The following is a 25,673-nucleotide window of genomic DNA, read 5'->3' as shown; positions in this document are numbered from 1 at the left end:
GGTTATGTTCCTATATTTTCTCAAAAATAATCAAATCACGACAAAAAACGCCTGATTTTGATTCAGGCGTTTTTTTCGTCCGTTTCTATCGGGATAAATTTAAAAATCTCCCCGCTCTGAACCGAGTCGGCGAGCCGCTTCAGCCAATGATAATAAGCTTTCGAACTCTCAAGCTGATCATATAACTGCCGCGCTTCTTCCTGTAATTCCGCGTTGCCTTCCTCGGCCAGCAAAACGGACTGCAAATCCGCCTGGGCCTGTTCGATGGCGGACAAATTCACCTGAACTTCACGATCCCATTTCGGCGGGAAGAAATTCGTGAAAAACGTAAAGAAATCTTTTTCCGCTACAAACGTATGCTTCCGTGTGCCGCGGTGAAAGGTTTTTTTGACCACATTTAAATCCTGCAGCTTTTTGACGCCTGTGCTCATACTCGGTTTGCTCATCTGCAGTTCCTCGCGCATTTCGTCAAGCGTCATTTCATCCCTCATATACATTGTTCCGTATAAAATCCCGACACTCCGTGTGATTCCGTAAAGATCCATCGTCTCTGCAATGGAATCAATGACAAGATCCCTGGCTTGTTCTATAGCTGCGAATTCTGGATTCTCATCCATACTGTCCCTCTTTTCCTCTTGAAGTTTAAATTTGTTAAGTCATTTCTTTATGTTCTTAATCTTAACGAATCATGACAAAATGTCAAAATCTAAACGGACTGACCGGGTTTTGACAGGCAAAAAAACATGTGTTAAATTAATATTGTTAAAAACATTAAATTTTTATTTAACAAACTTACTTTTCGGTAAGGAGGACTCTTATGAGCAAAACGCTTTATATCGGCGGCGGATGGATCAGTGCAGAAAAAAAACAGACCCGCCGTATCATTAATCCATTTAATCAAGAAGAAATTGCAACGGTATGCGAAGGAGATCGGAACGATGCGGTGAAAGCCATCGCCGCAGCCAGAAAAGCATTTGATGAAGGGGAGTGGCCGGTGCTTTCCGGGCTCGAGCGCGGACAATTTGTTCTGAAAATTGCGGAATTAATCAGACGCGATCTGAACGAATTAGCTGAGCTGGAATCGCTCGATACAGGAAAAACGATTGAAGAAAGTAAAGCCGATATGGATGATATCGCAAATGTATTTCAATATTATGCCGGTTTGGCGGATAAAGACGGAGGCGAGGTCATTTCATCTCCGATTCCCGATTCCGTAAGTAAAATCGTCAGAGAGCCCATTGGCGTATGCGGACAAATTACGCCGTGGAACTATCCGCTCCTTCAGGCGAGCTGGAAAATCGCTCCCGCTCTTGCGGCCGGAAACACGATCGTTTTAAAGCCGAGCGAGATTACTCCGCTGACAACCATTAAAGTCTTTCAATTAATAGAAGAAGCCGGTATTCCGAAAGGGGTCGCCAATCTCGTGCTGGGGCCGGGCGCCTCTGTCGGCGACGAGCTGGCGAGAAACCTCGACGTCGATCTGGTCTCTTTTACGGGCGGAATTGAAACAGGCAAAAAAATCATGCAGGCGGCAAGCGGCAATGTGAAAAAGATTGCCCTGGAGCTTGGCGGCAAAAATCCGAATATCGTATTTCAAGATGCAGATCTCGAAACAGCTGCAGATCAAGCGCTGAACGCCGTGTTTTTCCATGCCGGCCAAGTTTGTTCGGCAGGGTCACGTCTTTTGGTGGACGAAGCCATTCATGATGAATTTTTAGCCGAGCTGATCAAGCGCACGAAACGCATCAAATTAGGAAACGGTTTTCATGAAGATACGGAAAGCGGTCCGCTGATTTCCGCCGAGCATCGGGCCAAAGTCGAAAAATACGTAGAAATCGGCATCGAAGAAGGGGCAAAACTGGAAACAGGCGGCAAACGTCCTGATGATCCCGCCCTTCAAAACGGTTTCTTCTATGAACCTACTATTTTCTCAAACTGCAAGTCTGATATGCGGATAGTCCAAGAGGAGATCTTCGGCCCCGTTTTAACAGTTGAGTCATTTTCTTCTGAAGAAGAAGTGATCAGACTTGCCAACGATACCATTTACGGGCTGGCCGGAGCGGTATGGTCAAAGGATATTGAAAAATGCGAACGCGTAGCCGCCAAACTGCGGATGGGAACGGTATGGATCAATGATTTCCACCCGTATTTCGCGCAAGCGCCATGGGGCGGGTACAAACAATCGGGCTTCGGCCGCGAACTCGGCAAAATCGGTCTGGAAGAATACACGGAAATCAAACATATTTACCGCAACACGAAACCTGCACCCGTGAACTGGTTTCAAGCATAACGAGGAGGAGATACAATATGACATTAAATATGAAAGTAGAAAGCATGCATAAATTCCATACATTCGAAATCCCGACAGTCATTAAACACGGAATCGGTGCGATTCAGCACGCGGGAAGTGAAGTCAGAGCGCTTGGCGTCACAAAAGCGCTGCTCGTAACAGACCCGGGAATTTATAACGCGGGAGTGGCAAACCCGGTCATTGAATCTTTGCAGGAAGCGGGCATCGAAGTCGTCCTGTTTAACAAAGTGGAGCCGAACCCGCCTGTACGTCTTGTAAACGAAGGATCAGAACTGTATAAAAAAGAAAACTGCAACGGCCTTGTGGCTGTCGGCGGCGGAAGCTCCATGGATACAGCGAAAGCGATCGGGGTAGAAGCGACACACGAAGGAAGTGTGCTTGATTATGAAGCCGCGGAAGGCAAAAAGCCGCTGGAAAACCGTATTCCTCCGCTGACAACGATCCCGACGACTGCGGGAACAGGTTCAGAGGTCACACAATGGGCGGTCATTACAGATGAGGAAAGAGAATTTAAATTCAATACGGGCGGACCGCTTATCGCCGCGCATTTAACAGTCATTGACCCTGAGCTGCACACGTCCATGCCTCCGCATGTGACGGCCATGACAGGTATTGACGCACTTGCGCACGCCATCGAGTGCTATACGATGAAATTCGCGCAGCCGATCACTGATGCCGTCGCTTTAATGGCCATTGAATATGCGGCGCATTATATTAAGCGCGCGTTTGCGGACGGAGAGGATTTGGAAGCAAGATACGGCATGGCGCAGGCGGCGATGCTTGCCGGCCTTTCATACGGCAGTGAATCAGCAGGCGCGGCGCATGCGATGAGCCAGACGCTCGGCGGCATCATCCCTGTCGCTCACGGACAATGCGTCGCAGCTATGATGGGGCCGGTAATGGAATACAACTGGAAAGGCTATCCGGAAAAATTCGCCCGCATCGCCAAAGCATTCGGAATCGATACAAGCAACATGACAACCGAAGAAGCGGCAAAAGCGTCCGTCAACTGGATGTATGATCTTGTAAAAGATTTAGAGGTGCCGAGTTTAGAAGAACAAGGTGTGTCTCCGGACATGATTGAACGTTTATCAAAAGAAGCCATGAAAGATCCGCAAACTTTCGGAAATCCAAGAGATTTGAATGAGAAAGCATACAACTGGATTTACAAACGCTGCTTTGACTTAACGCCGAAAACGGTATAATAAATGAACCCCGCTCCTTTACAGAGCGGGGTTTTTTAAGGATAATGTCAAGAAAAGGCGGTGGCGGCTGATGTGGAAACGCATAACAGCAAAGACGGAAGGCGTATATATAGCGGATACCGAACAATTTGTTACCAAAAAGATGGACAAGCTTCGTACGGAATACGGCGGGTTTCCCGGTGACCTGCATTTCGGACTGACAAAAAAGGCCGGCGCGCGTGAGCCGATGTATGAAAGAGGAACAGAAATTTTTAACCGGAGACAGATTTCAATCGTGTCCATGGAGGAATGTGATGACATTGCGGAGAAGATGGGGATTTCTCATATATTTCCCGAATGGCTCGGCGCTAACATCGCAATCAGCGGTTTTTCTGCACTGACGCCGCTTAAAGAAGGAAGCAGAATGATATTTCCAAGCGGTGCGTCTCTGTTGTGCGAGGGAGAAAATGATCCGTGCATTCAGCCGGGAGAAGTCATTCAATCCTTTTATCCGGATCAGCCAAAACTCGCCGCGGCGTTTGTGAGGCACGCGATGGGCAGAAGAGGAATTGTCTGTATTGTTGAACGCCCGGGTGACATATGCACGGGCGATGCGGTCACCATCCATTCTTATGAACCGAAACGCGCCAAGAAAAAAATCGAGAAGGTCTGACTAGACCTTCTTGATTTTTTGTTTGATTTCTTTTATTTGATTAATGTGACGCTTTTCATGATGGCCGATAAAATCAATCCACTGGCGGATCGCCAGTTCCTGAAAAACAGGATGCGGAAGCACACGTTCAAAGTCTTCCTCGTTTAATGATGAAATAACTGCGGTCAGCTGCTGTCTTGCCGTATCTAATTCTTGTTTTGCTTCAATGACTGATATTCGGTTTTGCTCAGGTTCGAGGTGTGACGGCGCCGGCCGTTTATCTGTTCTGTCCTCTATAAACTCCATCGGTTTTTCTTCTATTTCTTTTAACGGTGCGTCTTTTGCCTGCTTTGATAAAAGGGTCTGCGCTGTTTCGTCAATTTTCTTTAAATGGTCAAGGACTTCCCGCACGCTCCACTCATCAGCCGCGGGCTTTCGGTTGAATTCCTCATCAGAGAGTCCTTTCAGTTCTTCCCAGATCTGCTGTCTGGCTTCATTAAAAATGCTCATCCTATCTCCTCCTTTAGAGTAAACATATCATATCCGGATTGGATAATCATGTAATCAGCCTTACTTATCAGAAAATTGAAACCATTTACCTTTACATCCGTATATAAAGTAACACTCCGACACCTCGGCCGAAAGGAGGATAGAAGATGGACATATTTCATCTGCCGCTTGAAACGGTCTATCTTTACACATTGATTATTTCGGGAAGTCTCACGCTTTTGATTCTGTTTTTTCAAGATGTGTTTCACGGCCTCTCGGAAGCCATTCCTGTTTCATTTTTAAACCCTGCATTGATTCTGTCTTTTTTAACAATCTTTTCAGCCTCAGGTTATATCGGCGAAATCGCCGCTCCGCTATCAAGTTCTGTCATTGCGTTGCTTTCATTTGTTCTTTCGGTTCTTTTGGTCAGCCTGCTTCACTTCTTCGTCCTTGTCCCGCTTTCATCAGCGGAAGAATCGCTCGCTTATCGGGAGACGGATTTAAAGGGCAGAGTCGGCAGGGTCATTACTTCCGTCCCGAAAGACGGCTATGGAGAAGTGATCATAGAGGGAATAGGGGGCGCCATTTCTAAATCAGCCGTCAGCTTTGATCAAGAACAGATCAAGTACGGAACGGCCGTATTAGTGATTGACGTGAAAGACGGAGTGCTTTTTGTGACGCCGCATGAACTAATCTGATATCTAAGGGGGAACTGTTATGACTATGCCGATTATCATCGTTATCGGAATCGTATTCTTTTTACTCATCGCACTTATTGCTGTATTTATTACGAAGTACCGGACGGCGGGGCCGGACGAAGCCCTTATCGTGACCGGAAGTTATTTGGGAAATAAGAACGTCCACATTGATGAAGGCGGAAATCGTCTGAAAATCGTCCGGGGCGGGGGAACGTTCGTGCTCCCGGTATTCCAGCAGGCAGAACCTCTCAGTTTACTGTCAAGCAAACTTGATGTCTCTACACCCGAAGTCTATACAGAGCAAGGCGTGCCGGTAATGGCCGATGGAACCGCCATTATTAAAATCGGAGGCTCTATCAGTGAAATCGCAACAGCAGCTGAACAATTTTTGGGGAAATCTAAGGAAGACCGTGAGCAGGAGGCGCGGGAGGTGCTGGAAGGCCATCTGCGCTCCATCCTCGGCTCCATGACCGTTGAAGAGATTTATAAAAACAGGGAAAAGTTTTCTCAGGAAGTCCAGCGGGTCGCGTCTCAGGATCTTGCTAAAATGGGGCTCGTGATCGTTTCTTTTACGATTAAAGACGTCCGCGATAAAAACGGCTATCTTGAATCATTAGGTAAGCCGAGAATCGCCCAAGTCAAGCGGGATGCGGACATTGCCACGGCAGAAGCGGATAAAGAGACGAGGATTAAACGCGCGGCCGCTGATAAAGACGCAAAAAAATCAGAGCTGGAGCGGGCGACGGAAATAGCTGAAGCGGAAAAAATCAATCAGCTGAAAATGGCGGAATACAGAAGAGAGCAGGATACAGCAAAAGCCAATGCCGACCAGGCATATGATCTTGAAACAGCAAAAGCCCGCCAGCAGGTGACAGAGCAGGAAATGCAAATTAAAATTATTGAGCGGCAAAAGCAGATTGAATTGGAGGAAAAAGAAATTCTGCGCCGTGAGCGCCAATATGACTCTGAAGTGAAGAAAAAAGCCGATGCTGACCGTTACTCGGTGGAACAAGCGGCCGCGGCCGCAAAAGCGAAGCAGCTCGCAGAAGCGGATGCCGAGCAGTACAGTATCGAAGCGATGGCCAAGGCGGAAGCGGAACGCGTGAGAATTGCCGGTCTTGCTAAAGCGGAGGCTGAAAAGGCGAGAGGAGAAACCGAAGCGGAAGTCATCCGCCTGAAAGGTCTCGCAGAAGCGGAAGCTAAAGAAAAAATCGCCGAAGCATTCGAAAAATACGGGCAGGCTGCAATCCTTGATATGATTGTGAAAATGCTGCCTGAATATGCGAAGCAAGTCTCAGCGCCTCTTTCCAACATTGATAAAATAACCGTCGTTGATACGGGAGGAAGCGGTGAAAACGGCGGGGCCAATAAAGTCACAGGCTACGCAACCAATTTAATGGCCGGTCTTCAGGAAAGCTTAAAAGCATCTTCCGGAATCAATGTAAAAGAGCTTATTGAGAATTTTTCAGGCAAAGGCAACATAAAACAAAGTATAAATGAACTTACAAAAGAACTGAGTGATTCGAACGAACGGCACAGCCCGGAATAAAAAAACAGCAGGCGTAAACCGCCTGCTGTTTCAGTTCGTCCGCTTAGCTTCAAGAAGCCGCGGCGCAGTCATGAATAATAAGATAAGGACAATGGCCGAAAGGATAAAAGAAGGAATCATATAAGTCGCGTTATAGACGGACGAATAAATCCATACCGGCGTGCCCTTCGGAGCATAGCTTCCGAAAAAGACAGCTCCGGAGACCACATGTGCCGCATAGCGCAGCACACTGCCGATGAAAACACCGCCTATAACATACATCGTTAAAGCGCCTCTTTTTTTATTCAATGCCGATTCCCGTACACCGGAAGCAAACAAGCCACTGAAACCGAGAACTGCAAAGGCCGCGATGTAATCAAGAAATAGCTGCACCGGGTGCTGCAAAAACAAATTGCCGATGGCGATCTGGACAATCCCTGTCAAAAAGCCTGTCGTAAGCCCGGCTTTCACTCCCCAGCGGAATGAAATCAAAAAAATCGGAATCATCATAATAGAGACCGAACCGCCTTGGGGCATCCGGAGAAACATACCTGAGACAATGTCCAGAATGACAGCCGCCCCGGTCATAATCGCTATTTCAATTAAGCGCACAAGCCGTGTTGAATGATTCATAGTTTTCCCCCTGGTCAGACAACCGTAACAAGGATAAACAAAAAAGCAGCGCGGGGAAGGATGGGAAAAGGTCCGCGCGCTGCTTGCATAAACTGCAAATCATTTGGCTTTGCCACATCCCTACGCCAGCGTTAACTAACAGGTTCAAAGGGTCAGAACAAAACGTTCACTCTCAGCTTTAATGCTCCCCTTGTGGTCATCAAGTATTTAGTTCAATCTTACTATACAAGAAAATATGCCAAACCACAAGACAACTTATCTTTCTATAGAAGAGAAACTGAAATAAGTATGAAAGAAAATAATTAATGATTTTTTTAAAAAAACTATTGTCATATTTTCAAAAGGGTGTTATATTATTAAACGTCGCTGATGAACAGCAGACAACAACGAAAAGCTTCGGAAACAACGTAAAAAAAGTTGTTGACATAAAAGAAGCTGAGTGGTAAGATAATAAAGCTGCTTCAACAAGCGGTAATGATCTTTGAAAACTAAACAAGACAAAACGTACCTGTTAATTCAAAGTTTTAAATAAATCGCACAGTGATGTGCGTAGTCAGTCAAACTACTTTATCGGAGAGTTTGATCCTGGCTCAGGACGAACGCTGGCGGCGTGCCTAATACATGCAAGTCGAGCGGACAGATGGGAGCTTGCTCCCTGATGTTAGCGGCGGACGGGTGAGTAACACGTGGGTAACCTGCCTGTAAGACTGGGATAACTCCGGGAAACCGGGGCTAATACCGGATGGTTGTCTGAACCGCATGGTTCAGACATAAAAGGTGGCTTCGGCTACCACTTACAGATGGACCCGCGGCGCATTAGCTAGTTGGTGAGGTAACGGCTCACCAAGGCGACGATGCGTAGCCGACCTGAGAGGGTGATCGGCCACACTGGGACTGAGACACGGCCCAGACTCCTACGGGAGGCAGCAGTAGGGAATCTTCCGCAATGGACGAAAGTCTGACGGAGCAACGCCGCGTGAGTGATGAAGGTTTTCGGATCGTAAAGCTCTGTTGTTAGGGAAGAACAAGTGCCGTTCAAATAGGGCGGCACCTTGACGGTACCTAACCAGAAAGCCACGGCTAACTACGTGCCAGCAGCCGCGGTAATACGTAGGTGGCAAGCGTTGTCCGGAATTATTGGGCGTAAAGGGCTCGCAGGCGGTTTCTTAAGTCTGATGTGAAAGCCCCCGGCTCAACCGGGGAGGGTCATTGGAAACTGGGGAACTTGAGTGCAGAAGAGGAGAGTGGAATTCCACGTGTAGCGGTGAAATGCGTAGAGATGTGGAGGAACACCAGTGGCGAAGGCGACTCTCTGGTCTGTAACTGACGCTGAGGAGCGAAAGCGTGGGGAGCGAACAGGATTAGATACCCTGGTAGTCCACGCCGTAAACGATGAGTGCTAAGTGTTAGGGGGTTTCCGCCCCTTAGTGCTGCAGCTAACGCATTAAGCACTCCGCCTGGGGAGTACGGTCGCAAGACTGAAACTCAAAGGAATTGACGGGGGCCCGCACAAGCGGTGGAGCATGTGGTTTAATTCGAAGCAACGCGAAGAACCTTACCAGGTCTTGACATCCTCTGACAATCCTAGAGATAGGACGTCCCCTTCGGGGGCAGAGTGACAGGTGGTGCATGGTTGTCGTCAGCTCGTGTCGTGAGATGTTGGGTTAAGTCCCGCAACGAGCGCAACCCTTGATCTTAGTTGCCAGCATTCAGTTGGGCACTCTAAGGTGACTGCCGGTGACAAACCGGAGGAAGGTGGGGATGACGTCAAATCATCATGCCCCTTATGACCTGGGCTACACACGTGCTACAATGGACAGAACAAAGGGCAGCGAAACCGCGAGGTTAAGCCAATCCCACAAATCTGTTCTCAGTTCGGATCGCAGTCTGCAACTCGACTGCGTGAAGCTGGAATCGCTAGTAATCGCGGATCAGCATGCCGCGGTGAATACGTTCCCGGGCCTTGTACACACCGCCCGTCACACCACGAGAGTTTGTAACACCCGAAGTCGGTGAGGTAACCTTTTAGGAGCCAGCCGCCGAAGGTGGGACAGATGATTGGGGTGAAGTCGTAACAAGGTAGCCGTATCGGAAGGTGCGGCTGGATCACCTCCTTTCTAAGGATTTTAACGGAATATAAGACCTTGGGTCTTATAAACAGAACGTTCCCTGTCTTGTTTAGTTTTGAAGGATCATTCCTTCAAAACATAGGAACACCTGCTAAATGCGCCACTTCCTGTGGCAACGCATGTGTTAGCATGTCCTATGCGTTGTTCTTTGAAAACTAGATAACAGAAGTAATTCACATTCAATTAGTAATGCAAGATATCACGTAGTGATTCTTTTTAACGGTTAAGTTAGAAAGGGCGCACGGTGGATGCCTTGGCACTAGGAGCCGATGAAGGACGGGACGAACACCGATATGCTTCGGGGAGCTGTAAGCAAGCTTTGATCCGGAGATTTCCGAATGGGGAAACCCACCACTCGTAATGGAGTGGTATCCATATCTGAATACATAGGATATGAGAAGGCAGACCCGGGGAACTGAAACATCTAAGTACCCGGAGGAAGAGAAAGCAAATGCGATTCCCTGAGTAGCGGCGAGCGAAACGGGACCAGCCCAAACCAAGAGGCTTGCCTCTTGGGGTTGTAGGACACTCTGTACGGAGTTACAAAGGAACGAGGTAGATGAAGAGGTCTGGAAAGGCCCGCCATAGGAGGTAACAGCCCTGTAGTCAAAACTTCGTTCTCTCCTGAGTGGATCCTGAGTACGGCGGAACACGTGAAATTCCGTCGGAATCCGGGAGGACCATCTCCCAAGGCTAAATACTCCCTAGTGACCGATAGTGAACCAGTACCGTGAGGGAAAGGTGAAAAGCACCCCGGAAGGGGAGTGAAAGAGATCCTGAAACCGTGTGCCTACAAGTAGTCAGAGCCCGTTAACGGGTGATGGCGTGCCTTTTGTAGAATGAACCGGCGAGTTACGATCCCGTGCAAGGTTAAGCAGAAGATGCGGAGCCGCAGCGAAAGCGAGTCTGAATAGGGCGAATTGAGTACGTGGTCGTAGACCCGAAACCAGGTGATCTACCCATGTCCAGGGTGAAGTTCAGGTAACACTGAATGGAGGCCCGAACCCACGCACGTTGAAAAGTGCGGGGATGAGGTGTGGGTAGGGGTGAAATGCCAATCGAACCTGGAGATAGCTGGTTCTCTCCGAAATAGCTTTAGGGCTAGCCTCAAGGTAAGAGTCTCGGAGGTAGAGCACTGATTGGACTAGGGGCCCCTACCGGGTTACCGAATTCAGTCAAACTCCGAATGCCGATGACTTATCCTTGGGAGTCAGACTGCGAGTGATAAGATCCGTAGTCGAAAGGGAAACAGCCCAGACCGCCAGCTAAGGTCCCAAAGTATACGTTAAGTGGAAAAGGATGTGGAGTTGCTTAGACAACCAGGATGTTGGCTTAGAAGCAGCCACCATTTAAAGAGTGCGTAATAGCTCACTGGTCGAGTGACTCTGCGCCGAAAATGTACCGGGGCTAAACGTATCACCGAAGCTGCGGACTGTTCTTCGAACAGTGGTAGGAGAGCGTTCTAAGGGCTGTGAAGCAAGACCGGAAGGACTTGTGGAGCGCTTAGAAGTGAGAATGCCGGTATGAGTAGCGAAAGAGGGGTGAGAATCCCCTCCACCGAATGCCTAAGGTTTCCTGAGGAAGGCTCGTCCGCTCAGGGTTAGTCGGGACCTAAGCCGAGGCCGAAAGGCGTAGGCGATGGACAACAGGTTGATATTCCTGTACCACCTCCTCACCATTTGAGCAATGGGGGGACGCAGGAGGATAGGGTAAGCGCGGTATTGGATATCCGCGTCCAAGCAGTTAGGCTGGGAAATAGGCAAATCCGTTTCCCGTGAAGGCTGAGCTGTGATGGCGAGCGAATTATAGTAGCGAAGTTCCTGATTCCACACTGCCAAGAAAAGCCTCTAGCGAGGTGAGAGGTGCCCGTACCGCAAACCGACACAGGTAGGCGAGGAGAGAATCCTAAGGTGATCGAGAGAACTCTCGTTAAGGAACTCGGCAAAATGACCCCGTAACTTCGGGAGAAGGGGTGCTCTGTTAGGGTGCAAGCCCGAGAGAGCCGCAGTGAATAGGCCCAGGCGACTGTTTAGCAAAAACACAGGTCTCTGCGAAGCCGTAAGGCGAAGTATAGGGGCTGACGCCTGCCCGGTGCTGGAAGGTTAAGAGGAGCGCTTAGCGTAAGCGAAGGTGCGAATTGAAGCCCCAGTAAACGGCGGCCGTAACTATAACGGTCCTAAGGTAGCGAAATTCCTTGTCGGGTAAGTTCCGACCCGCACGAAAGGCGCAACGATCTGGGCACTGTCTCAACGAGAGACTCGGTGAAATTATAGTACCTGTGAAGATGCAGGTTACCCGCGACAGGACGGAAAGACCCCGTGGAGCTTTACTGCAGCCTGATATTGAATGTTGGTACAGCTTGTACAGGATAGGTAGGAGCCTTGGAAACCGGAGCGCCAGCTTCGGTGGAGGCATCGGTGGGATACTACCCTGGCTGTATTGACCTTCTAACCCGCCGCCCTTATCGGGCGGGGAGACAGTGTCAGGTGGGCAGTTTGACTGGGGCGGTCGCCTCCTAAAAGGTAACGGAGGCGCCCAAAGGTTCCCTCAGAATGGTTGGAAATCATTCGCAGAGTGTAAAGGCACAAGGGAGCTTGACTGCGAGACCTACAAGTCGAGCAGGGACGAAAGTCGGGCTTAGTGATCCGGTGGTTCCGCATGGAAGGGCCATCGCTCAACGGATAAAAGCTACCCCGGGGATAACAGGCTTATCTCCCCCAAGAGTCCACATCGACGGGGAGGTTTGGCACCTCGATGTCGGCTCATCGCATCCTGGGGCTGTAGTCGGTCCCAAGGGTTGGGCTGTTCGCCCATTAAAGCGGTACGCGAGCTGGGTTCAGAACGTCGTGAGACAGTTCGGTCCCTATCCGTCGCGGGCGCAGGAAATTTGAGAGGAGCTGTCCTTAGTACGAGAGGACCGGGATGGACGCACCGCTGGTGTACCAGTTGTTCTGCCAAGGGCATCGCTGGGTAGCTATGTGCGGACGGGATAAGTGCTGAAAGCATCTAAGCATGAAGCCCCCCTCAAGATGAGATTTCCCATTCCGCAAGGAAGTAAGATCCCTGAAAGATGATCAGGTTGATAGGTCTGAGGTGGAAGTGTGGCGACACATGGAGCTGACAGATACTAATCGATCGAGGACTTAACCAATTTGAATGTATGCTTACTGTTATCTAGTTTTGAGAGAACACTCTCAATGGTTTGGTGGCGATAGCGAAGAGGTCACACCCGTTCCCATGCCGAACACGGAAGTTAAGCTCTTCAGCGCCGATGGTAGTCGGGGGTTTCCCCCTGTGAGAGTAGGACGCCGCCAAGCCATTACACGCAAGTGTAATATATGGAGGATTAGCTCAGCTGGGAGAGCATCTGCCTTACAAGCAGAGGGTCGGCGGTTCGAGCCCGTCATCCTCCACCATTCCTATCATACATAAGTTGGCGTATTAAGCCGGTGTAGCTCAATTGGTAGAGCAACTGACTTGTAATCAGTAGGTTGGGGGTTCAAGTCCTCTTGCCGGCACCACCTTTATATGTTATACTATATAAGTCTCTTGTAATAAGAGCCATTAGCTCAGTTGGTAGAGCATCTGACTTTTAATCAGAGGGTCGAAGGTTCGAGTCCTTCATGGCTCACCATGTTTTTCTTGCGGATGTGGCGGAATTGGCAGACGCGCTAGAATCAGGCTCTAGTGTCTTTACAGACGTGGGGGTTCAAGTCCCTTCATCCGCATTGCCAAACGCGGAAGTAGTTCAGTGGTAGAACATCACCTTGCCAAGGTGGGGGTCGCGGGTTCGAATCCCGTCTTCCGCTCCAACTATACTATACCATCCATGCCGGGGTGGTGGAATTGGCAGACACACAGGACTTAAAATCCTGCGGTAGGTGACTACCGTGCCGGTTCAAGTCCGGCCCTCGGCACTTATTGTTGCGCCCGTAGCTCAATTGGATAGAGCGTTTGACTACGGATCAAAAGGTTAGGGGTTCGACTCCTCTCGGGCGCGCCATACATACTTTTGAAAAACGGGAAGTAGCTCAGCTTGGTAGAGCACATGGTTTGGGACCATGGGGTCGCAGGTTCGAATCCTGTCTTCCCGACCATTTTGGGGCCTTAGCTCAGCTGGGAGAGCGCCTGCTTTGCACGCAGGAGGTCAGCGGTTCGATCCCGCTAGGCTCCACTTGATTTTAATTGTTTTTTGGCGGTGTAGCTCAGCTGGCTAGAGCGTACGGTTCATACCCGTGAGGTCGGGGGTTCGATCCCCTCCGCCGCTACCATTGGACCTTTAGCTCAGTTGGTTAGAGCAGACGGCTCATAACCGTCCGGTCGTAGGTTCGAGTCCTACAAGGTCCACCACTTATACGGAGGAATACCCAAGTCTGGCTGAAGGGATCGGTCTTGAAAACCGACAGGGGTGTCAAAGCCCGCGGGGGTTCGAATCCCTCTTCCTCCGCCATATCTAATTTAATTATCATCGCGGGGTGGAGCAGTTCGGTAGCTCGTCGGGCTCATAACCCGAAGGTCGCAGGTTCAAATCCTGCCCCCGCAACCAAAAAATGGTCCGGTAGTTCAGTTGGTTAGAATGCCTGCCTGTCACGCAGGAGGTCGCGGGTTCGAGTCCCGTCCGGACCGCCATTTATAAAAAGGCTCGGTAGCTCAGTTGGTAGAGCAACGGACTGAAAATCCGTGTGTCGGCGGTTCGATTCCGTCCCGAGCCACCATTTAATTTAATATTGTTTTGGCGGTTGTGGCGAAGTGGTTAACGCACCAGATTGTGGCTCTGGCACTCGTGGGTTCGATTCCCATCAATCGCCCCAAACAACATGCGGGTGTAGTTTAGTGGTAAAACCTCAGCCTTCCAAGCTGATGTCGTGGGTTCGATTCCCATCACCCGCTCCATTTTTATATTGTCATGGGCCTGTAGCTCAGCTGGTTAGAGCGCACGCCTGATAAGCGTGAGGTCGGTGGTTCGAGTCCACTCAGGCCCACCATGATGATTTTTCCACAGTAGCTCAGTGGTAGAGCTATCGGCTGTTAACCGATCGGTCGCAGGTTCGAATCCTGCCTGTGGAGCCATACGGAGAAGTACTCAAGTGGCTGAAGAGGCGCCCCTGCTAAGGGTGTAGGTCGTGTAAGCGGCGCGAGGGTTCAAATCCCTCCTTCTCCGCCATAAGGCCCGTTGGTCAAGCGGTTAAGACACCGCCCTTTCACGGCGGTAACACGGGTTCGAATCCCGTACGGGTCATTAAAAAAACCTTGCATAGTATGCAAGGTTTTTTATTATGCGTTCATAGCATAAATGGTAAAAGACAGGTATGTGGCAAAAGCACTCCATAATAAATAAGGAACCAGAAGCCAGGCTGAAGCTTTACTGTATTTACCGGCAATGAGCAACAGAATGAGTGTTGTCACCGCCACAAGCAGGCAATCGATAGATGCAGCAAGCAAATTTTTCTGTGTGAATTGAAAATAGCTGAATCCTTGATTCACGATATAATTGGTGAGAAGCATCACCCAAAAAGCTTTGGATTCTTTACATGAAAACTTTGCGTATATCAAGGCTGCTGAGAGCGAAATAAGCGCAAACAAAACCGCCCATATGATGCCGATCACTGATCCGCTCGGCGTCCAGTCAGGTTTTTGCAGTGCGTCATACCATTCACGGTCGATGGGAAAGAGAACCCCCGCTAAAGAAAACAAGACATATGTAATGATAAATACAATAATCGCACCGATATACTTCTTTTTCATTTGTTCCCTCCGTCATTCAATGTCAATACGTTAGTTCCCTTTTTTGGAAATATTAAACCTTTTAAAAGGTTCATGCATCATTAAGTGTATGAGTTTTCAGTGTAAAAATGCAGCAAACCATTTATTTGTATTCAAAAACCCCGGCAGGCCGGGGTTTTAATCAGCATGAAGATCGCCAAAGGTCGTCATAATTCCTTCTTCGTCCAGTTCCTGTTCATATTTTTCGTGTGCTTTGCTTGGATACACGGAAATGTTTTTTCCGGTAATATCTGTCGCGATAAAGTTTTCATAATCCTCAGCATAGCCGATGTTTTCTTCTGAGTTCATTGTCATATCCCCATAGCTGAGCGGAGGATCCTCTAAATCCTGAGGCGTTTCTGAGTTTCCGTATTCCTCAACATCCTGATAAGCATCTTCACTATCGTAAGTCGCCCGGATTGATTCATCATCATCAAATTCAAACTGTCCGAACGGTGTTTCCTCCTCAATCGGCCTGTCTTTGGAAACGGCATCCTGCGAGGAATATTCCGCCAATGTCGTAGCCGTCGGCAGAGCTTCGAGTCTGTCATAAGGAATGTCCTTGCCGCTGACTTCACATGTGCCGTATGTGCCGTTTTCAATTTGTTTCAGAGAGTAATCAATGTCGCGAAGGTGCTCCCGTTCATGGTCGAGCAGAGCCAGGTCTTTTTCCCGCTCGTATAATTCGGTCGCCTGATCGCCGGGATGATTGTCATAGGAAGACAATTCGCCGGATGACTGATACGGGAATTCATCAGCTAACTGAAATTGATCATTTTCTTTAAAGCGGCTTAAAATATCATGTCTGGCTTCTTCCAATTCTTTTTTTAAGTGTGTGATCTGTTCGTTTGTAAGCACATCAATCCCTCGTTTCTATGTGATGCTTACTGTTAGTATGAACGCTTTTGCGCAGAAAAATGGTGGATAAAAATAGTCATTTTCCCATGAGGAAGTAAAAGGATACAGTGATTGCCGAGAGTGGAGAAAGAAAATTCAAGTTTGTTTCTTTATTCATTTGCGCAAAAAGGTTTATAATAAGAAATGCAGGCATTTTGTCGTGCTCAAATCTGTGTGTTTGACACAAAGTCATCACAGGTGTATTGTATTAAAAGCATTTAACGGATTATGGAGGAATGTCTCATGGTGACAACGGTGCAGCATACGTTCCGAGAGGAAGCAGATCATGCATTACATAAAGCCAAACAAGTCAACCATGCTGTCTTATTGAGCTATTCAAGACGTATTGCGTCTTTAGACCCTCTATCATTTTTCAAAGACGGAGCAAAAAAATATAAAGGCAAACGATTTTTTTGGTCAGAACCCGGTAGTGAATTAACAATAGTCGGTCTTGGCACAGAAGCGCTGTTCCAATCGAATGAAAAAAATGGAAAGCGTTATCACGACGTTTTTGAACAATGGGAGCGCTTTAAAAAGACGGCTTTTCATATTCATGAAGAAGAAGAGGCGGCGCATACCGCGGTCGGCCCTGTCTTATTCGGCGGTTTTTCATTTAATCCCGCTGAAGAGAGAGGAGACGAATGGAACGGGTTCGAAGAAGGACTGTTCTTTATCCCCTCACTCATGCTGACAAAGACGGCAGATGGTGATTATTTAACCGTCAATCAATGGGCGGCAGACGGTAATCTGGCAGAAGATACGCTAAAACGTCTGAAATCTTTTTCGGAAGCTTTTTCAGTTTCTTCAATCGAGTATGAAGAATATCCTGTTTTAACAAAAGCGGAAGAACTTGATGTGGAAAACTGGCTTGAAGCCATTAAAACAGCAACAAATGGTATGAAAGCAAATCAATATGATAAAGTCGTGCTGGCAAGGGAAGTCGTTTTGTCATATGATGGGCCTATTCCGGCGGAGAGCGTTGTCCGTAAGCTTTTGACGGACCAAACGACAAGCTATGTTTTTGCGATTGAGCAGGGAGATAAATGCTTTGTCGGCGCTTCACCGGAACGGCTGATCAAAAAATCCGGCAAAGACGTCATGTCCACCTGTCTGGCAGGTTCAATTAAGCGCGGAGAAAATCAACAAGAAGATGAGCGTCTCGGCAAAGAGCTGCTGCATGACGAAAAAAATCTCGCGGAACATGATTTTGTGGTTCAGATGATACACGATTCTTTCTTGTCGAGCTGCAGCGATGTGAAAAAGCCTGCAGGTCCGCAATTATATAAAACGAAAAGTGTTCAGCATCTATATACACCGATCACAGGCCATCTTAAAACGTCCGCTTCACTGTTTGATTTAATTGAAAAGCTGCATCCCACACCGGCATTGGGCGGATCTCCCCAGCAGAAAGCTGTTGAAGTTATCGCTGATATTGAACCGATGACACGCGGATGGTACGCGGCACCGATCGGCTGGATGGACGGCAGGGAAAACGGAGAATTTGTCGTGGCTATCCGATCAGGGCTGATTGAAGGCAAAAGTGCGCGGCTTTTCGCAGGCTGCGGTATTGTTGAAGATTCAGATCCGCAATCAGAATATGAAGAAACACAAATTAAACTAAAGCCGATGATCTCTGCTTTAGGAGGTGAAAGGCTTTGACAAACCCGATTACACATTATATCGGAAGCTTTATTGATGAATTCGCTCTATCGGGTGTCACCGACGCAGTTGTTTGCCCGGGGTCGAGGTCAACTCCCTTGGCGGTTTTGGCGGCGGCCCACCCGGATATTCAAGTCCATATACAGATTGATGAACGATCCGCAGGTTTTTTCGCACTCGGTCTTGCAAAAGCCCGCCAGCGTCCGGTCATGCTGATTTGTACGTCAGGAACGGCGGCGGCTAACTTCTATCCGGCCGTGATTGAAGCTCATTATTCAAGAGTGCCTCTTATTGTCCTGACTGCTGACCGGCCTCATGAATTGAGGGAAGTGGGGGCGCCTCAGGCGATTAACCAGCATTTTCTGTTCGGTAACTTTGTTAAGTTTTTCACAGACTCGGCTCTGCCTGAGGAAAATCCTCAAATGCTGAGCTATATCAGAACATTGGCCGGCAGAGCCGTAAGTGAAGCCGGGAAGCGCCCGATGGGGCCAGTCCATATCAATGTGCCGCTCAGAGAGCCTTTGATGCCGGATTTATCAGCCGCACCTTTTGAAAGAATGAGAAAGGGGCGGCACGTCTCAGTCACAACAGGGATTCAGTCAGCTGATCAAGATTCTCTCTGTCATATTACAGAGCGTCTTGCGGGGACCGAAAGAGGTATGATCGTCTGCGGCGAAATTCACGGTGAAGCAGAAAAGCAGCAAATCATCGCGCTTGCCGAGATGCTTCAGTTCCCGATTTTGGCTGATCCGCTTTCAAATCTCCGAAACGGGAAGCATGATAAGACGCTGATTATTGATGCTTATGACTCGTTTTTAAAAGATGAAGCAATAAAAGAGGCGCTGCGCCCTGATGCTGTGATCCGCTTCGGCCCGATGCCGGTTTCCAAACCGCTCTTTTTATGGCTCAGAGATGATCCTGCCATTGAGCAGTTTATCGTCGATGAAGACGGAGGATGGAGAGATCCCACCCAGGCCGGCGCGCATATGATTCATTGCCATCCGTCTGTGTTTTTGGAAGCGGTCCGTTCAGCTGAAACCGGAAAACGGCCGTCCGGATGGCTTGAGAAATGGCAGTTTGTCAATGAGCGGTTCCGGAGTCATTTACAGGCCGCGAGCATGGATGATTTATCATTTGAAGGAAATGTATATCGTCAGCTTCAGCACCTTGTCCCTGAAGGCAGTTCGATTTTTGTCGGCAACAGCATGCCGATTCGCGACGTGGATACGTTCTTTGAAAAACAAGATCGTTCCTTCCGTGTTTATGCCAACCGCGGCGCTAACGGAATTGACGGAGTTGTCTCCTCGGCTATGGGACTGTGTGAAGGTACAAAAGCTCCTGTCACGCTTGTCATTGGAGATTTATCGTTTTACCATGATTTAAACGGGCTGTTAGCGGCTAAAAAACTTGGAATTCCGCTTACGGTTATTTTAATAAACAATGATGGCGGCGGGATTTTCTCGTTTTTGCCGCAGGCATCTGATAAGACTCATTTTGAAGAACTGTTCGGTACGCCGACGGGTCTTGATTTCCGGCATGCCGCCGCACTGTACGGCGGGACGTATACTTGCCCTGAGACATGGGAGGCATTTAAGGATGCGTATCAGCCGCAGGCGGACAAGCCCGGACTTCATATAATCGAGCTGAAAACAGATCGGACATCAAGAGTTCAATTCCATCGCGATCTGCTGCAGGCCGCAGTGCGGGAAGTGAAAAAAGAATGGAAACTGTAACAGTTAAAACGGCCGATGGCGTATGCTATCGTGCTGCTGATAGCGGACACGAATCATCTGAAGCTATTGTTTGTCTGCATGGATTTACGGGCAGCAAAGAATCATGGATGTTTTTACGCGGCATGTTTCCCGGCGAACGAATGGTGATGATTGACTGCCTTGGTCACGGGGAGACAGACGCGCCTGTGCAAGCGGCAAGGTACAGCGCGAGCCGGCAGGTTGCGGACCTTGCCGCCGTTTTTGATCAATTAAAACTTCACAAAGTGAAACTTATTGGTTATTCTATGGGGGGAAGACTTGCGTATTCCTTTGCACAGGCATTTCCGCATCGGGTGTCAGCGCTTGTTTTGGAAAGTACAACCCCGGGCCTCAGCACGCTTCAGGAACGCAAAAAGCGGATTCAGTCAGACCGGAAGCTTGCTGACTTTATATTGCGGGAAGGTATAACATCGTTTGTCGATTATTGGGAGGGCATTCCGTTGTTTGCCACGCAGCTTTCTCTGCCGGACAGCGTAAAGGCGTCCATCCGTGCCGGCAGGCTGAAAAATAATCCGTCCGGACTTGCAGGCAGCCTGCTCGGAATGGGGACGGGCTCACAGCCATCCTGGTGGGAGGCATTACACCGCATCAAAGCGCCCGTCCTGCTCATATGCGGTGAATGGGATGAAAAGTTTTGCGCTATTAATCAAAAGGTGCATAACCTGCTCCCATCAAGTAAAATAGAGGTTGTCAAACAGGCGGGGCACACGGTACATGTGGAACAGCCGCGAATTTTTGGTAAGATAGTAAGTGAGTTTTTATACGGCTTGTAAAGCATAAAGAAAATAGCTTTTCGGCCGGACTCAGGCAAAAATGAAGGAGGTCATATCAATGGCTGCAGAATGGAAAAGTGAACGTCAGTACGATGAAATCCTGTACGAGACGTATAACGGTATTGCAAAAATAACAATTAACCGCCCGGAGGTACATAACGCATTTACTCCTAAGACGGTATCAGAAATGATTGACGCGTTTGCCCGTGCACGTGATGACTCCAATATTGGTGTCATCGTTCTTGCGGGAGCGGGAGATAAAGCATTCTGTTCAGGCGGAGATCAAAAAGTCCGCGGTCACGGCGGATATGTCGGAGACGATCAGATCCCGCGTCTGAATGTGCTTGATCTTCAGCGTTTGATCCGCGTTATTCCTAAACCGGTCGTAGCAATGGTATCAGGCTATGCCATCGGCGGAGGCCATGTGCTTCATATCGTCTGTGATTTAACGATTGCAGCCGATAACGCGATTTTCGGTCAAACCGGACCGAAAGTGGGAAGCTTTGATGCCGGTTACGGCTCAGGTTACCTGGCGCGTATCGTCGGACATAAGAAAGCCCGTGAAATCTGGTACCTGTGCCGTCAATACAACGCGCAGGAAGCGCTCGACATGGGGCTTGTCAATACAGTTGTCCCATTAGAGAAACTTGAAGAGGAAACAATTAAATGGTGTGAAGAAATGCTTGAGAAAAGCCCTACAGCCCTTCGTTTCCTTAAAGCGGCATTTAACGCTGATACAGACGGCCTCGCCGGAATTCAGCAATTTGCAGGAGATGCAACGCTTCTTTATTACACGACTGACGAAGCGAAAGAAGGCCGCGATTCCTTTAAAGAGAAACGCAGTCCCGATTTCGGTCAGTTCCCTCGTTTTCCGTGATCAGATGACACTACGAAACAGCTTGAGCCGCTCTGGTCCAAGCTGTTTTCTTTTCAAAAATAGTACTTTTACCTCGGAGATGATAACATGCTGACAGAACAGCCGAATTGGCTCATTCAAAGGGCTCAGCTGACACCAGAGAGAATCGCTCTCATATTTGAAAACAAACAGATGACATTCAGAGAATTATATCATGCTTCTAAACAAATGGCCGCGCGGCTGTCCAAATACTGCTCGCTTAAAAAAGGAGACCGCGCTGCGATTTTGCTTTCTAACAGACCGGAAATGGTTTATGCCGTTCACGCCTGCTTCTTATTAGGGGCGGAAGCTGTGCTGTTGAATACGAAGCTCTCAAAACAGGAACGGTTGTTTCAGCTCGAAGATTCACAGGCAAAGCTTTTATTGATGGAGGACGGTTTTTGCCGCGAAGAATATGAATCTGCGGTCGCCACCGCAGATGTGGACGAGCTGCAGGCTGAAGAGGCGGGAGACATTGAACCTGAAGCTTATGTAACGCTTGATGATACGGCGACTCTTATGTATACGTCAGGAACAACGGGAAGGCCGAAGGGGGTGCAGCAGACTTTCGGTAATCATTATTCCAGCGCTGTATCGTCTGCGCTGAATCTGGGGGTCACGGAGCGGGACCGCTGGCTTATTGCGCTGCCGCTGTTTCATATCAGCGGTCTGTCTGCGCTGTTTAAGTCGGTCATTTACGGCATGCCTGTCGTGCTTCATCAAAAATTTTCTGTCACTGATGTGCTGGACAGCATCAGCTCCCATCAGGTCACGATCATTTCAGCGGTGCAGACCATGCTTTCGGGCCTGCTTGCGGAAACTGAACAATGTCCTGAATCACTGCGCTGCATTCTGCTTGGCGGGGGTCCGGCACCGCTACCGCTCCTTGAAGAATGCCGCAGGAAACAATTTCCGGTATTCCAATCTTACGGCTTGACTGAAACCTGCTCACAGATTGTCACGCTTTCTCCGGAATTCAGTATGGACAAGCTCGGCTCGGCCGGTAAACCGCTGTTCTCATGCGAAATTAGAATTGAAAAAGACGGAAACCCTTGTGCGCCGTTTGAACACGGTGAAATTACGGTGAAAGGCCCGAATGTAATGAAAGGGTATTACCATCGTGACGACGCAAACCAGGCCGCTTTTCATAATGGATGGTTTAAAACGGGCGATCTTGGCTATTTGGATGATGAAGGGTTTTTATACGTGCTGGACAGGCGGTCGGACCTCATTATTTCAGGCGGAGAAAACATCTACCCGGCAGAAGTGGAAGCGGCGCTGCTTGCCCATCCGGCTGTAGCAGAGGCCGGTGTTTCGGGATCCGAAGATCCGAAGTGGGGGAAAGTGCCGCATGCTTTTCTCGTGCTGACTTCTTCTGTCAGTTCTGAGGAGCTGACCGCCTTTTGCCGTGAGCGGCTTGCAAAATATAAAATACCGGCTGCTTTTTTCGAGGTTGACGGGCTCCCGCGGAACGCGTCCAATAAACTGATGAGGCATCGGCTGAATGAGCTTCGTAAAGGAGAATTATCATGATTAAGATTGAAAAAATCACCCTTTATCATGTAAGTATGAGGCTGAAAAAACCGTTTAAAACAAGTATTGAAACGCTGCAGGATCGTAAATTTTTGATCGTGGAAGCGATCGATGAAACCGGGAGAACCGGCTGGGGGGAGGTATCGGCGTTTTCTTCTCCGTGGTATACAGAAGAAACGATTCAGACATGCGCGCATATGCTGAGAGATTTTTTCATCCCAAATGTCGTAGGCCGCGAGTTTTTCCATCCGTCAGAAGTGCCTGACAGTCTCGCGCGTTTCAAAGGAAACCGCATGGCAAAAGCGGGGCTGGAATCAGCCGTGTGGGATCTATATGCCAAGAAAAAGGGGATATCTCTCGCAGAAGCCTTAGGGGGCAAAAGAGATAAAGTGCCCGCCGGCGTGGCGGTGGGTCTGGCTTCGGCTGATGAGATGCTTCGGGAAATTGAGCAATACGTAAAAGAAGGTTATCAACGTATAAAAATAAAAATTCAGCCCGGCCATGACGTTGATCTGGTCAGAGCCATCCGCAGCCGTTTTCCGAACGTACCGCTGATGGCGGATGCCAACTCGGCATATGAACTGAAAGACATCAGCAGGCTGAAAGAGTTGGATGAATTCCAGCTCTTGATGATAGAACAGCCGCTTCAAGCAGATGATATTGTCGATCACCGCCACCTGCAGAAACACTTGAGAACCGCGGTATGCCTTGATGAAAGCATATGCTCATATGATGACGCAAGGCGGGCGATTGAGCTTGGGAGCTGTAAAATCATTAACATAAAACCGGCGCGTGTAGGAGGCCTGACAGAGGCTTTAAAAATACATGACTTATGCAGAGAGCATCACATGCCGGTTTGGTGCGGCGGAATGTTTGAAACCGGCATTTCGAGAGCGCAGACAGTCGCGCTTGCTTCGCTGCCGCAATTTACGATACCGGGTGATATTTCCTCATCAGACCGATACTGGGAGGAGGATATTGTCACTCCCGACATACGTATCGAAGAGGGATTCATCTCTGTTCCGGACGGTCCCGGACTGGGTGTTGAAGTCAATCAGGAAATAATGAGAAAATACGTCACCCAAATGGACGTTTTTACGACAAACAACTGATAAAAAGACATTTCAGCGAGTTGAGCTGCCTGTATGCTGCTGTTATATTGAAACTGTTCATCATCACCCCTTCCCCCGTTTGAACCGGCTGTATCAGCCGGTTTTTTTAATAGGCGAATGCGATGATTTTTTATTCTTCAAACAGTGTCGGCTTTACATCGCAGGTGTTGCTTTCTGGCTGGGCAAACATGTACATCTTGATAAAAAATTCTGTGCTTGTCATGAATGCGATACTGATCGTACCGTCTGCCGCCTATATTTGCCGACGAACCGCCTTTCTGCCATGCTTCTCATCCGCGCGATTTTCTCCGGCTCAGGGGCTGATTTCAAAAAGGCTTGCGGCGCGGAAATGAAAAAGAGCTGTATAAAACAGCTCTTTTCTTTTATAAATCATGCGGTTTAAAGGTTTTGCAATCCGTTTCTTCACTTTTTTCAGCGGTTTCGCCTGTATGGCTGACCACATAAATCGCGTCGGCCGTGCATTTGTTTCCTCTGCCCCAATATGAACAGTTATTGACTTCACACAGAATTTTTTGGTCCATGCTGGCTCCCCTCCAAGATAAAAGGTACGCCATTAGTATGAGCCGCCCTGATTTTTGTTATTCCTCCTGGCGGATATAACGTCTGTCTTTCATAAAGAGCTTCCAGAAGAAATAAAACCCGGGAAACAAAATAATGAAAGCGACGATATACGTCATAAACAGCGCCCTGAAGGTGGCCGGCTCCGTAAATCCTGACATGACCGTAATATCCGGATAAATCATATAAGGAAGATGCGCCCGTCCGTATGCATAGCTTGCCAGAAAGTATTGAAGCGCAATGGCGATCATGGCGATTCTCGGTTTGCCGAGGTTGCGGCCGAAGCGCTTATTCGGCAAAAACAGAGCCGCGCCGGCAATGATAAATGTAATGACAGACAGAATGAGCCATGTCTTGTCTTTCATCATCCCCGTATACAGCCAGCCGGCTTCAGAACGTAATGTCAGCATAATGAAGAAGGCGAAAAGAAGCGACAGCGGCCCTGTTATTAAAGAGCTCCGTCTGTAGATGCGGTACGCATGCTCCTCTTCCGCAACATTTGAAAAATCGGCCAGAAGCAGTGAAGATAAAAATAAAGTGCTTAAAATGGCAAAGCCGATAAACGCATACGCATTAAGGCTTGTAAAGACATTTGCCAAATTCAGGTGATACACGCCGCCCGTCTTCTCAATAAATCCTCCGTGTGTGACCGGAAGGACCAAAATCAGCACAGCGGGAATAATGAAGCCCGAAATTCCGGAGATATATCTCATGATTTTTCTTTCCTTCGCCGTATTGGAGAAAACGAGAAAGCCGCTGCGGATGGCTAAAAGCAGCAAAATAATACTCCCCGGGATCAATAAAACGGTTCCCAGCACGAAGGTTGCCCCTGGAAAGAAGCTGAATAGGGCGACAACGATTGCGACGATAAAGACGTTGGTCACTTCCCATGTCGGGGACAAATAACGGTTGGCGATGTTTGTCGCCTTTGTTTGTTCTTTATTTAAATAAATCATCGACCAAAAGCCGGCTCCGAAGTCCATCGTTGCCATGACCGCGTAGATAAACACGAAGCCCCATACGATTGATATCGCAATGAGAGCATCCATGGTAATGTCCATTTTAA

18 protein-coding genes, 21 tRNA genes, 3 rRNA genes and 1 riboswitch are annotated in these 25,673 nt (G+C 48.6%); of the genes, 35 read left to right on the top strand and 7 right to left on the bottom strand.

All coding sequences use genetic code 11. The features are described from left to right. Positions 1-62 precede the first annotated feature (62 nt). Positions 63-617: a choline uptake/conversion transcriptional regulator CudC gene (gene cudC / locus ACKTRM_RS14370; RefSeq protein ID WP_007410170.1), complete on the bottom strand. Its 555-nt coding sequence runs from the start codon at positions 615-617 to the stop codon at positions 63-65. A gap of 200 nt (positions 618-817) precedes the next feature. Between cudC and betB the strand changes: the two genes are divergently transcribed. From betB to ACKTRM_RS14355, 3 genes are all read left to right on the top strand, one after another. Continuing rightward, the gene (gene betB / locus ACKTRM_RS14365; protein WP_012118277.1) at positions 818-2,290 is read left to right on the top strand and encodes a betaine-aldehyde dehydrogenase; all 1,473 of its coding nucleotides are present in this window, start codon (positions 818-820) and stop codon (positions 2,288-2,290) included. A 17-nt stretch (positions 2,291-2,307) separates the two neighbouring features. Continuing rightward, positions 2,308-3,516, top strand: coding sequence for a choline dehydrogenase (gene gbsB / locus ACKTRM_RS14360; RefSeq protein ID WP_003152181.1), 1,209 nt, complete (start codon positions 2,308-2,310; stop codon positions 3,514-3,516). A gap of 70 nt (positions 3,517-3,586) precedes the next feature. Beyond that, a complete protein-coding gene (locus tag ACKTRM_RS14355; protein WP_012118275.1) occupies positions 3,587-4,168 on the top strand; it encodes an MOSC domain-containing protein in 582 nt (193 codons plus the stop codon). On the opposite strand, the gene ACKTRM_RS14350 is transcribed toward ACKTRM_RS14355, so the two are convergent. After that, positions 4,169-4,657, bottom strand: coding sequence for a DinB family protein (locus ACKTRM_RS14350; protein ID WP_012118274.1), 489 nt, complete (start codon positions 4,655-4,657; stop codon positions 4,169-4,171). Between the two features lie 146 nt (positions 4,658-4,803). Here ACKTRM_RS14350 and ACKTRM_RS14345 point away from each other — a divergent pair, with 146 nt between their 5' ends. Both ACKTRM_RS14345 and ACKTRM_RS14340 read left to right on the top strand, forming a co-directional pair. Further along, a complete protein-coding gene (locus ACKTRM_RS14345) occupies positions 4,804-5,334 on the top strand; it encodes an NfeD family protein (protein WP_012118273.1) in 531 nt (176 codons plus the stop codon). Between the two features lie 19 nt (positions 5,335-5,353). Then, positions 5,354-6,883, top strand: coding sequence for a flotillin family protein (locus tag ACKTRM_RS14340; protein ID WP_012118272.1), 1,530 nt, complete (start codon positions 5,354-5,356; stop codon positions 6,881-6,883). A 30-nt stretch (positions 6,884-6,913) separates the two neighbouring features. Here ACKTRM_RS14340 and thiT read toward each other — a convergent pair whose 3' ends face one another. Continuing rightward, positions 6,914-7,495 (bottom strand): energy-coupled thiamine transporter ThiT, encoded by a 582-nt coding sequence (thiT, locus tag ACKTRM_RS14335; protein ID WP_012118271.1) that lies wholly within the window; start codon positions 7,493-7,495, stop codon positions 6,914-6,916. A gap of 100 nt (positions 7,496-7,595) precedes the next feature. After that, positions 7,596-7,696: riboswitch (TPP riboswitch) on the bottom strand. 366 nt (positions 7,697-8,062) lie between these two features. Between thiT and ACKTRM_RS14330 the strand changes: the two genes are divergently transcribed. From ACKTRM_RS14330 to ACKTRM_RS14215, 24 genes are all read left to right on the top strand, one after another. Further along, a 16S ribosomal RNA gene (locus ACKTRM_RS14330) occupies positions 8,063-9,612 on the top strand. A gap of 233 nt (positions 9,613-9,845) precedes the next feature. Continuing rightward, positions 9,846-12,775: ribosomal RNA gene (locus ACKTRM_RS14325) — 23S ribosomal RNA — on the top strand. A 50-nt stretch (positions 12,776-12,825) separates the two neighbouring features. Further along, a 5S ribosomal RNA gene (rrf, locus tag ACKTRM_RS14320) occupies positions 12,826-12,941 on the top strand. The 16S, 23S and 5S rRNA genes sit together here with 21 tRNA genes alongside, the layout of an rRNA operon. Positions 12,942-12,964: 23 nt before the next feature. Next, positions 12,965-13,040: transfer RNA gene (locus tag ACKTRM_RS14315), tRNA-Val, on the top strand. Positions 13,041-13,069: 29 nt separating this feature from the next. After that, positions 13,070-13,145: transfer RNA gene (locus tag ACKTRM_RS14310), tRNA-Thr, on the top strand. A gap of 37 nt (positions 13,146-13,182) precedes the next feature. Further along, positions 13,183-13,258 (top strand) — tRNA-Lys (locus tag ACKTRM_RS14305). A 10-nt stretch (positions 13,259-13,268) separates the two neighbouring features. After that, positions 13,269-13,352: transfer RNA gene (locus ACKTRM_RS14300), tRNA-Leu, on the top strand. Positions 13,353-13,361: 9 nt separating this feature from the next. Continuing rightward, positions 13,362-13,436: transfer RNA gene (locus ACKTRM_RS14295), tRNA-Gly, on the top strand. A gap of 19 nt (positions 13,437-13,455) precedes the next feature. Further along, positions 13,456-13,541: transfer RNA gene (locus ACKTRM_RS14290), tRNA-Leu, on the top strand. Between the two features lie 9 nt (positions 13,542-13,550). Beyond that, positions 13,551-13,627 (top strand) — tRNA-Arg (locus ACKTRM_RS14285). Between the two features lie 17 nt (positions 13,628-13,644). Beyond that, positions 13,645-13,721: transfer RNA gene (locus ACKTRM_RS14280), tRNA-Pro, on the top strand. A gap of 4 nt (positions 13,722-13,725) precedes the next feature. Next, positions 13,726-13,798, top strand: a tRNA-Ala gene (locus ACKTRM_RS14275). Positions 13,799-13,818: 20 nt separating this feature from the next. Further along, positions 13,819-13,895 (top strand) — tRNA-Met (locus ACKTRM_RS14270). A gap of 2 nt (positions 13,896-13,897) precedes the next feature. Continuing rightward, positions 13,898-13,974, top strand: a tRNA-Ile gene (locus tag ACKTRM_RS14265). Between the two features lie 7 nt (positions 13,975-13,981). Then, a tRNA-Ser gene (locus ACKTRM_RS14260) sits at positions 13,982-14,074 on the top strand. A 19-nt stretch (positions 14,075-14,093) separates the two neighbouring features. Continuing rightward, positions 14,094-14,170: transfer RNA gene (locus tag ACKTRM_RS14255), tRNA-Met, on the top strand. A 6-nt stretch (positions 14,171-14,176) separates the two neighbouring features. After that, a tRNA-Asp gene (locus tag ACKTRM_RS14250) sits at positions 14,177-14,253 on the top strand. 10 nt (positions 14,254-14,263) lie between these two features. Next, positions 14,264-14,339, top strand: a tRNA-Phe gene (locus tag ACKTRM_RS14245). Positions 14,340-14,359: 20 nt separating this feature from the next. Beyond that, a tRNA-His gene (locus tag ACKTRM_RS14240) sits at positions 14,360-14,435 on the top strand. Between the two features lie 8 nt (positions 14,436-14,443). Then, positions 14,444-14,517, top strand: a tRNA-Gly gene (locus tag ACKTRM_RS14235). 15 nt (positions 14,518-14,532) lie between these two features. Continuing rightward, positions 14,533-14,609: transfer RNA gene (locus ACKTRM_RS14230), tRNA-Ile, on the top strand. Positions 14,610-14,619: 10 nt separating this feature from the next. Further along, a tRNA-Asn gene (locus tag ACKTRM_RS14225) sits at positions 14,620-14,694 on the top strand. Positions 14,695-14,697: 3 nt separating this feature from the next. After that, a tRNA-Ser gene (locus ACKTRM_RS14220) sits at positions 14,698-14,788 on the top strand. A 3-nt stretch (positions 14,789-14,791) separates the two neighbouring features. Then, positions 14,792-14,863: transfer RNA gene (locus ACKTRM_RS14215), tRNA-Glu, on the top strand. A 35-nt stretch (positions 14,864-14,898) separates the two neighbouring features. On the opposite strand, the gene ACKTRM_RS14210 is transcribed toward ACKTRM_RS14215, so the two are convergent. Together ACKTRM_RS14210 and ACKTRM_RS14205 are read right to left on the bottom strand one after the other, a co-directional pair. Then, positions 14,899-15,369 carry a TspO/MBR family protein gene (locus ACKTRM_RS14210; protein WP_012118270.1) on the bottom strand — a complete coding sequence of 157 codons (471 nt, stop codon included), beginning with the start codon at positions 15,367-15,369 and terminating at the stop codon, positions 14,899-14,901. 156 nt (positions 15,370-15,525) lie between these two features. After that, a complete protein-coding gene (locus tag ACKTRM_RS14205) occupies positions 15,526-16,245 on the bottom strand; it encodes a TraR/DksA C4-type zinc finger protein (protein WP_007408850.1) in 720 nt (239 codons plus the stop codon). A 282-nt stretch (positions 16,246-16,527) separates the two neighbouring features. Here ACKTRM_RS14205 and ACKTRM_RS14200 point away from each other — a divergent pair, with 282 nt between their 5' ends. The 6 genes from ACKTRM_RS14200 to menC all read left to right on the top strand — a co-directional run bounded on the left by ACKTRM_RS14200 (position 16,528) and on the right by menC (position 24,028). Further along, positions 16,528-17,943: an isochorismate synthase gene (locus ACKTRM_RS14200; protein WP_012118269.1), complete on the top strand. Its 1,416-nt coding sequence runs from the start codon at positions 16,528-16,530 to the stop codon at positions 17,941-17,943. After that, the gene (gene menD / locus ACKTRM_RS14195) at positions 17,940-19,676 is read left to right on the top strand and encodes a 2-succinyl-5-enolpyruvyl-6-hydroxy-3-cyclohexene-1-carboxylic-acid synthase (protein WP_012118268.1); all 1,737 of its coding nucleotides are present in this window, start codon (positions 17,940-17,942) and stop codon (positions 19,674-19,676) included. Before ACKTRM_RS14200 ends, menD begins: the two co-directional genes overlap by 4 nt. Next, entirely contained in the window at positions 19,664-20,488 is an 825-nt protein-coding gene (gene menH / locus ACKTRM_RS14190) for a 2-succinyl-6-hydroxy-2,4-cyclohexadiene-1-carboxylate synthase (RefSeq protein WP_012118267.1), read from the top strand. The genes menD and menH overlap by 13 nt, the downstream gene beginning before the upstream one ends. Positions 20,489-20,546: 58 nt before the next feature. After that, positions 20,547-21,365: a 1,4-dihydroxy-2-naphthoyl-CoA synthase gene (gene menB, locus ACKTRM_RS14185; protein ID WP_007408846.1), complete on the top strand. Its 819-nt coding sequence runs from the start codon at positions 20,547-20,549 to the stop codon at positions 21,363-21,365. Between the two features lie 87 nt (positions 21,366-21,452). Further along, the gene (locus tag ACKTRM_RS14180; protein ID WP_012118266.1) at positions 21,453-22,916 is read left to right on the top strand and encodes an o-succinylbenzoate--CoA ligase; all 1,464 of its coding nucleotides are present in this window, start codon (positions 21,453-21,455) and stop codon (positions 22,914-22,916) included. Beyond that, positions 22,913-24,028 carry an o-succinylbenzoate synthase gene (gene menC / locus ACKTRM_RS14175; protein WP_012118265.1) on the top strand — a complete coding sequence of 372 codons (1,116 nt, stop codon included), beginning with the start codon at positions 22,913-22,915 and terminating at the stop codon, positions 24,026-24,028. The genes ACKTRM_RS14180 and menC overlap by 4 nt, the downstream gene beginning before the upstream one ends. Positions 24,029-24,411: 383 nt before the next feature. Here the strand turns inward: menC and ACKTRM_RS14170 are convergent, their stop codons facing one another. After that, positions 24,412-24,570, bottom strand: a complete 159-nt coding sequence (locus ACKTRM_RS14170) for a DUF1540 domain-containing protein (protein WP_007408842.1) — start codon at positions 24,568-24,570, stop codon at positions 24,412-24,414. A gap of 57 nt (positions 24,571-24,627) precedes the next feature. Continuing rightward, positions 24,628-25,668: a cytochrome d ubiquinol oxidase subunit II gene (locus ACKTRM_RS14165; RefSeq protein WP_012118263.1), complete on the bottom strand. Its 1,041-nt coding sequence runs from the start codon at positions 25,666-25,668 to the stop codon at positions 24,628-24,630. Between the last annotated feature and the right edge of the window lie 5 nt (positions 25,669-25,673).

The organism is Bacillus sp. D7-8 (assembly GCF_052055895.1).
Classification (GTDB): Bacteria; Bacillota; Bacilli; order Bacillales; family Bacillaceae; genus Bacillus; species Bacillus velezensis.
Note: the sequence above shows the minus strand (reverse complement) of the source record. Positions and strands in the feature narration are given on the sequence as shown.

Coding starts and splice junctions, on each gene's coding strand:
- ACKTRM_RS14200 (WP_012118269.1), top strand. CDS start 16,528: ATGGTGACAACGGTGCAGCATACGTTCCGAGAGGAAGCAGATCATGCA.
- betB (WP_012118277.1), top strand. CDS start 818: ATGAGCAAAACGCTTTATATCGGCGGCGGATGGATCAGTGCAGAAAAA.
- menH (WP_012118267.1), top strand. CDS start 19,664: ATGGAAACTGTAACAGTTAAAACGGCCGATGGCGTATGCTATCGTGCT.
- gbsB (WP_003152181.1), top strand. CDS start 2,308: ATGACATTAAATATGAAAGTAGAAAGCATGCATAAATTCCATACATTC.
- ACKTRM_RS14345 (WP_012118273.1), top strand. CDS start 4,804: ATGGACATATTTCATCTGCCGCTTGAAACGGTCTATCTTTACACATTG.
- ACKTRM_RS14165 (WP_012118263.1), bottom strand. CDS start 25,668: ATGGACATTACCATGGATGCTCTCATTGCGATATCAATCGTATGGGGC.
- menC (WP_012118265.1), top strand. CDS start 22,913: ATGATTAAGATTGAAAAAATCACCCTTTATCATGTAAGTATGAGGCTG.
- menB (WP_007408846.1), top strand. CDS start 20,547: ATGGCTGCAGAATGGAAAAGTGAACGTCAGTACGATGAAATCCTGTAC.
- ACKTRM_RS14180 (WP_012118266.1), top strand. CDS start 21,453: ATGCTGACAGAACAGCCGAATTGGCTCATTCAAAGGGCTCAGCTGACA.
- cudC (WP_007410170.1), bottom strand. CDS start 617: ATGGATGAGAATCCAGAATTCGCAGCTATAGAACAAGCCAGGGATCTT.
- ACKTRM_RS14350 (WP_012118274.1), bottom strand. CDS start 4,657: ATGAGCATTTTTAATGAAGCCAGACAGCAGATCTGGGAAGAACTGAAA.
- ACKTRM_RS14355 (WP_012118275.1), top strand. CDS start 3,587: ATGTGGAAACGCATAACAGCAAAGACGGAAGGCGTATATATAGCGGAT.
- thiT (WP_012118271.1), bottom strand. CDS start 7,495: ATGAATCATTCAACACGGCTTGTGCGCTTAATTGAAATAGCGATTATG.
- ACKTRM_RS14340 (WP_012118272.1), top strand. CDS start 5,354: ATGACTATGCCGATTATCATCGTTATCGGAATCGTATTCTTTTTACTC.
- ACKTRM_RS14210 (WP_012118270.1), bottom strand. CDS start 15,369: ATGAAAAAGAAGTATATCGGTGCGATTATTGTATTTATCATTACATAT.
- ACKTRM_RS14170 (WP_007408842.1), bottom strand. CDS start 24,570: ATGGACCAAAAAATTCTGTGTGAAGTCAATAACTGTTCATATTGGGGC.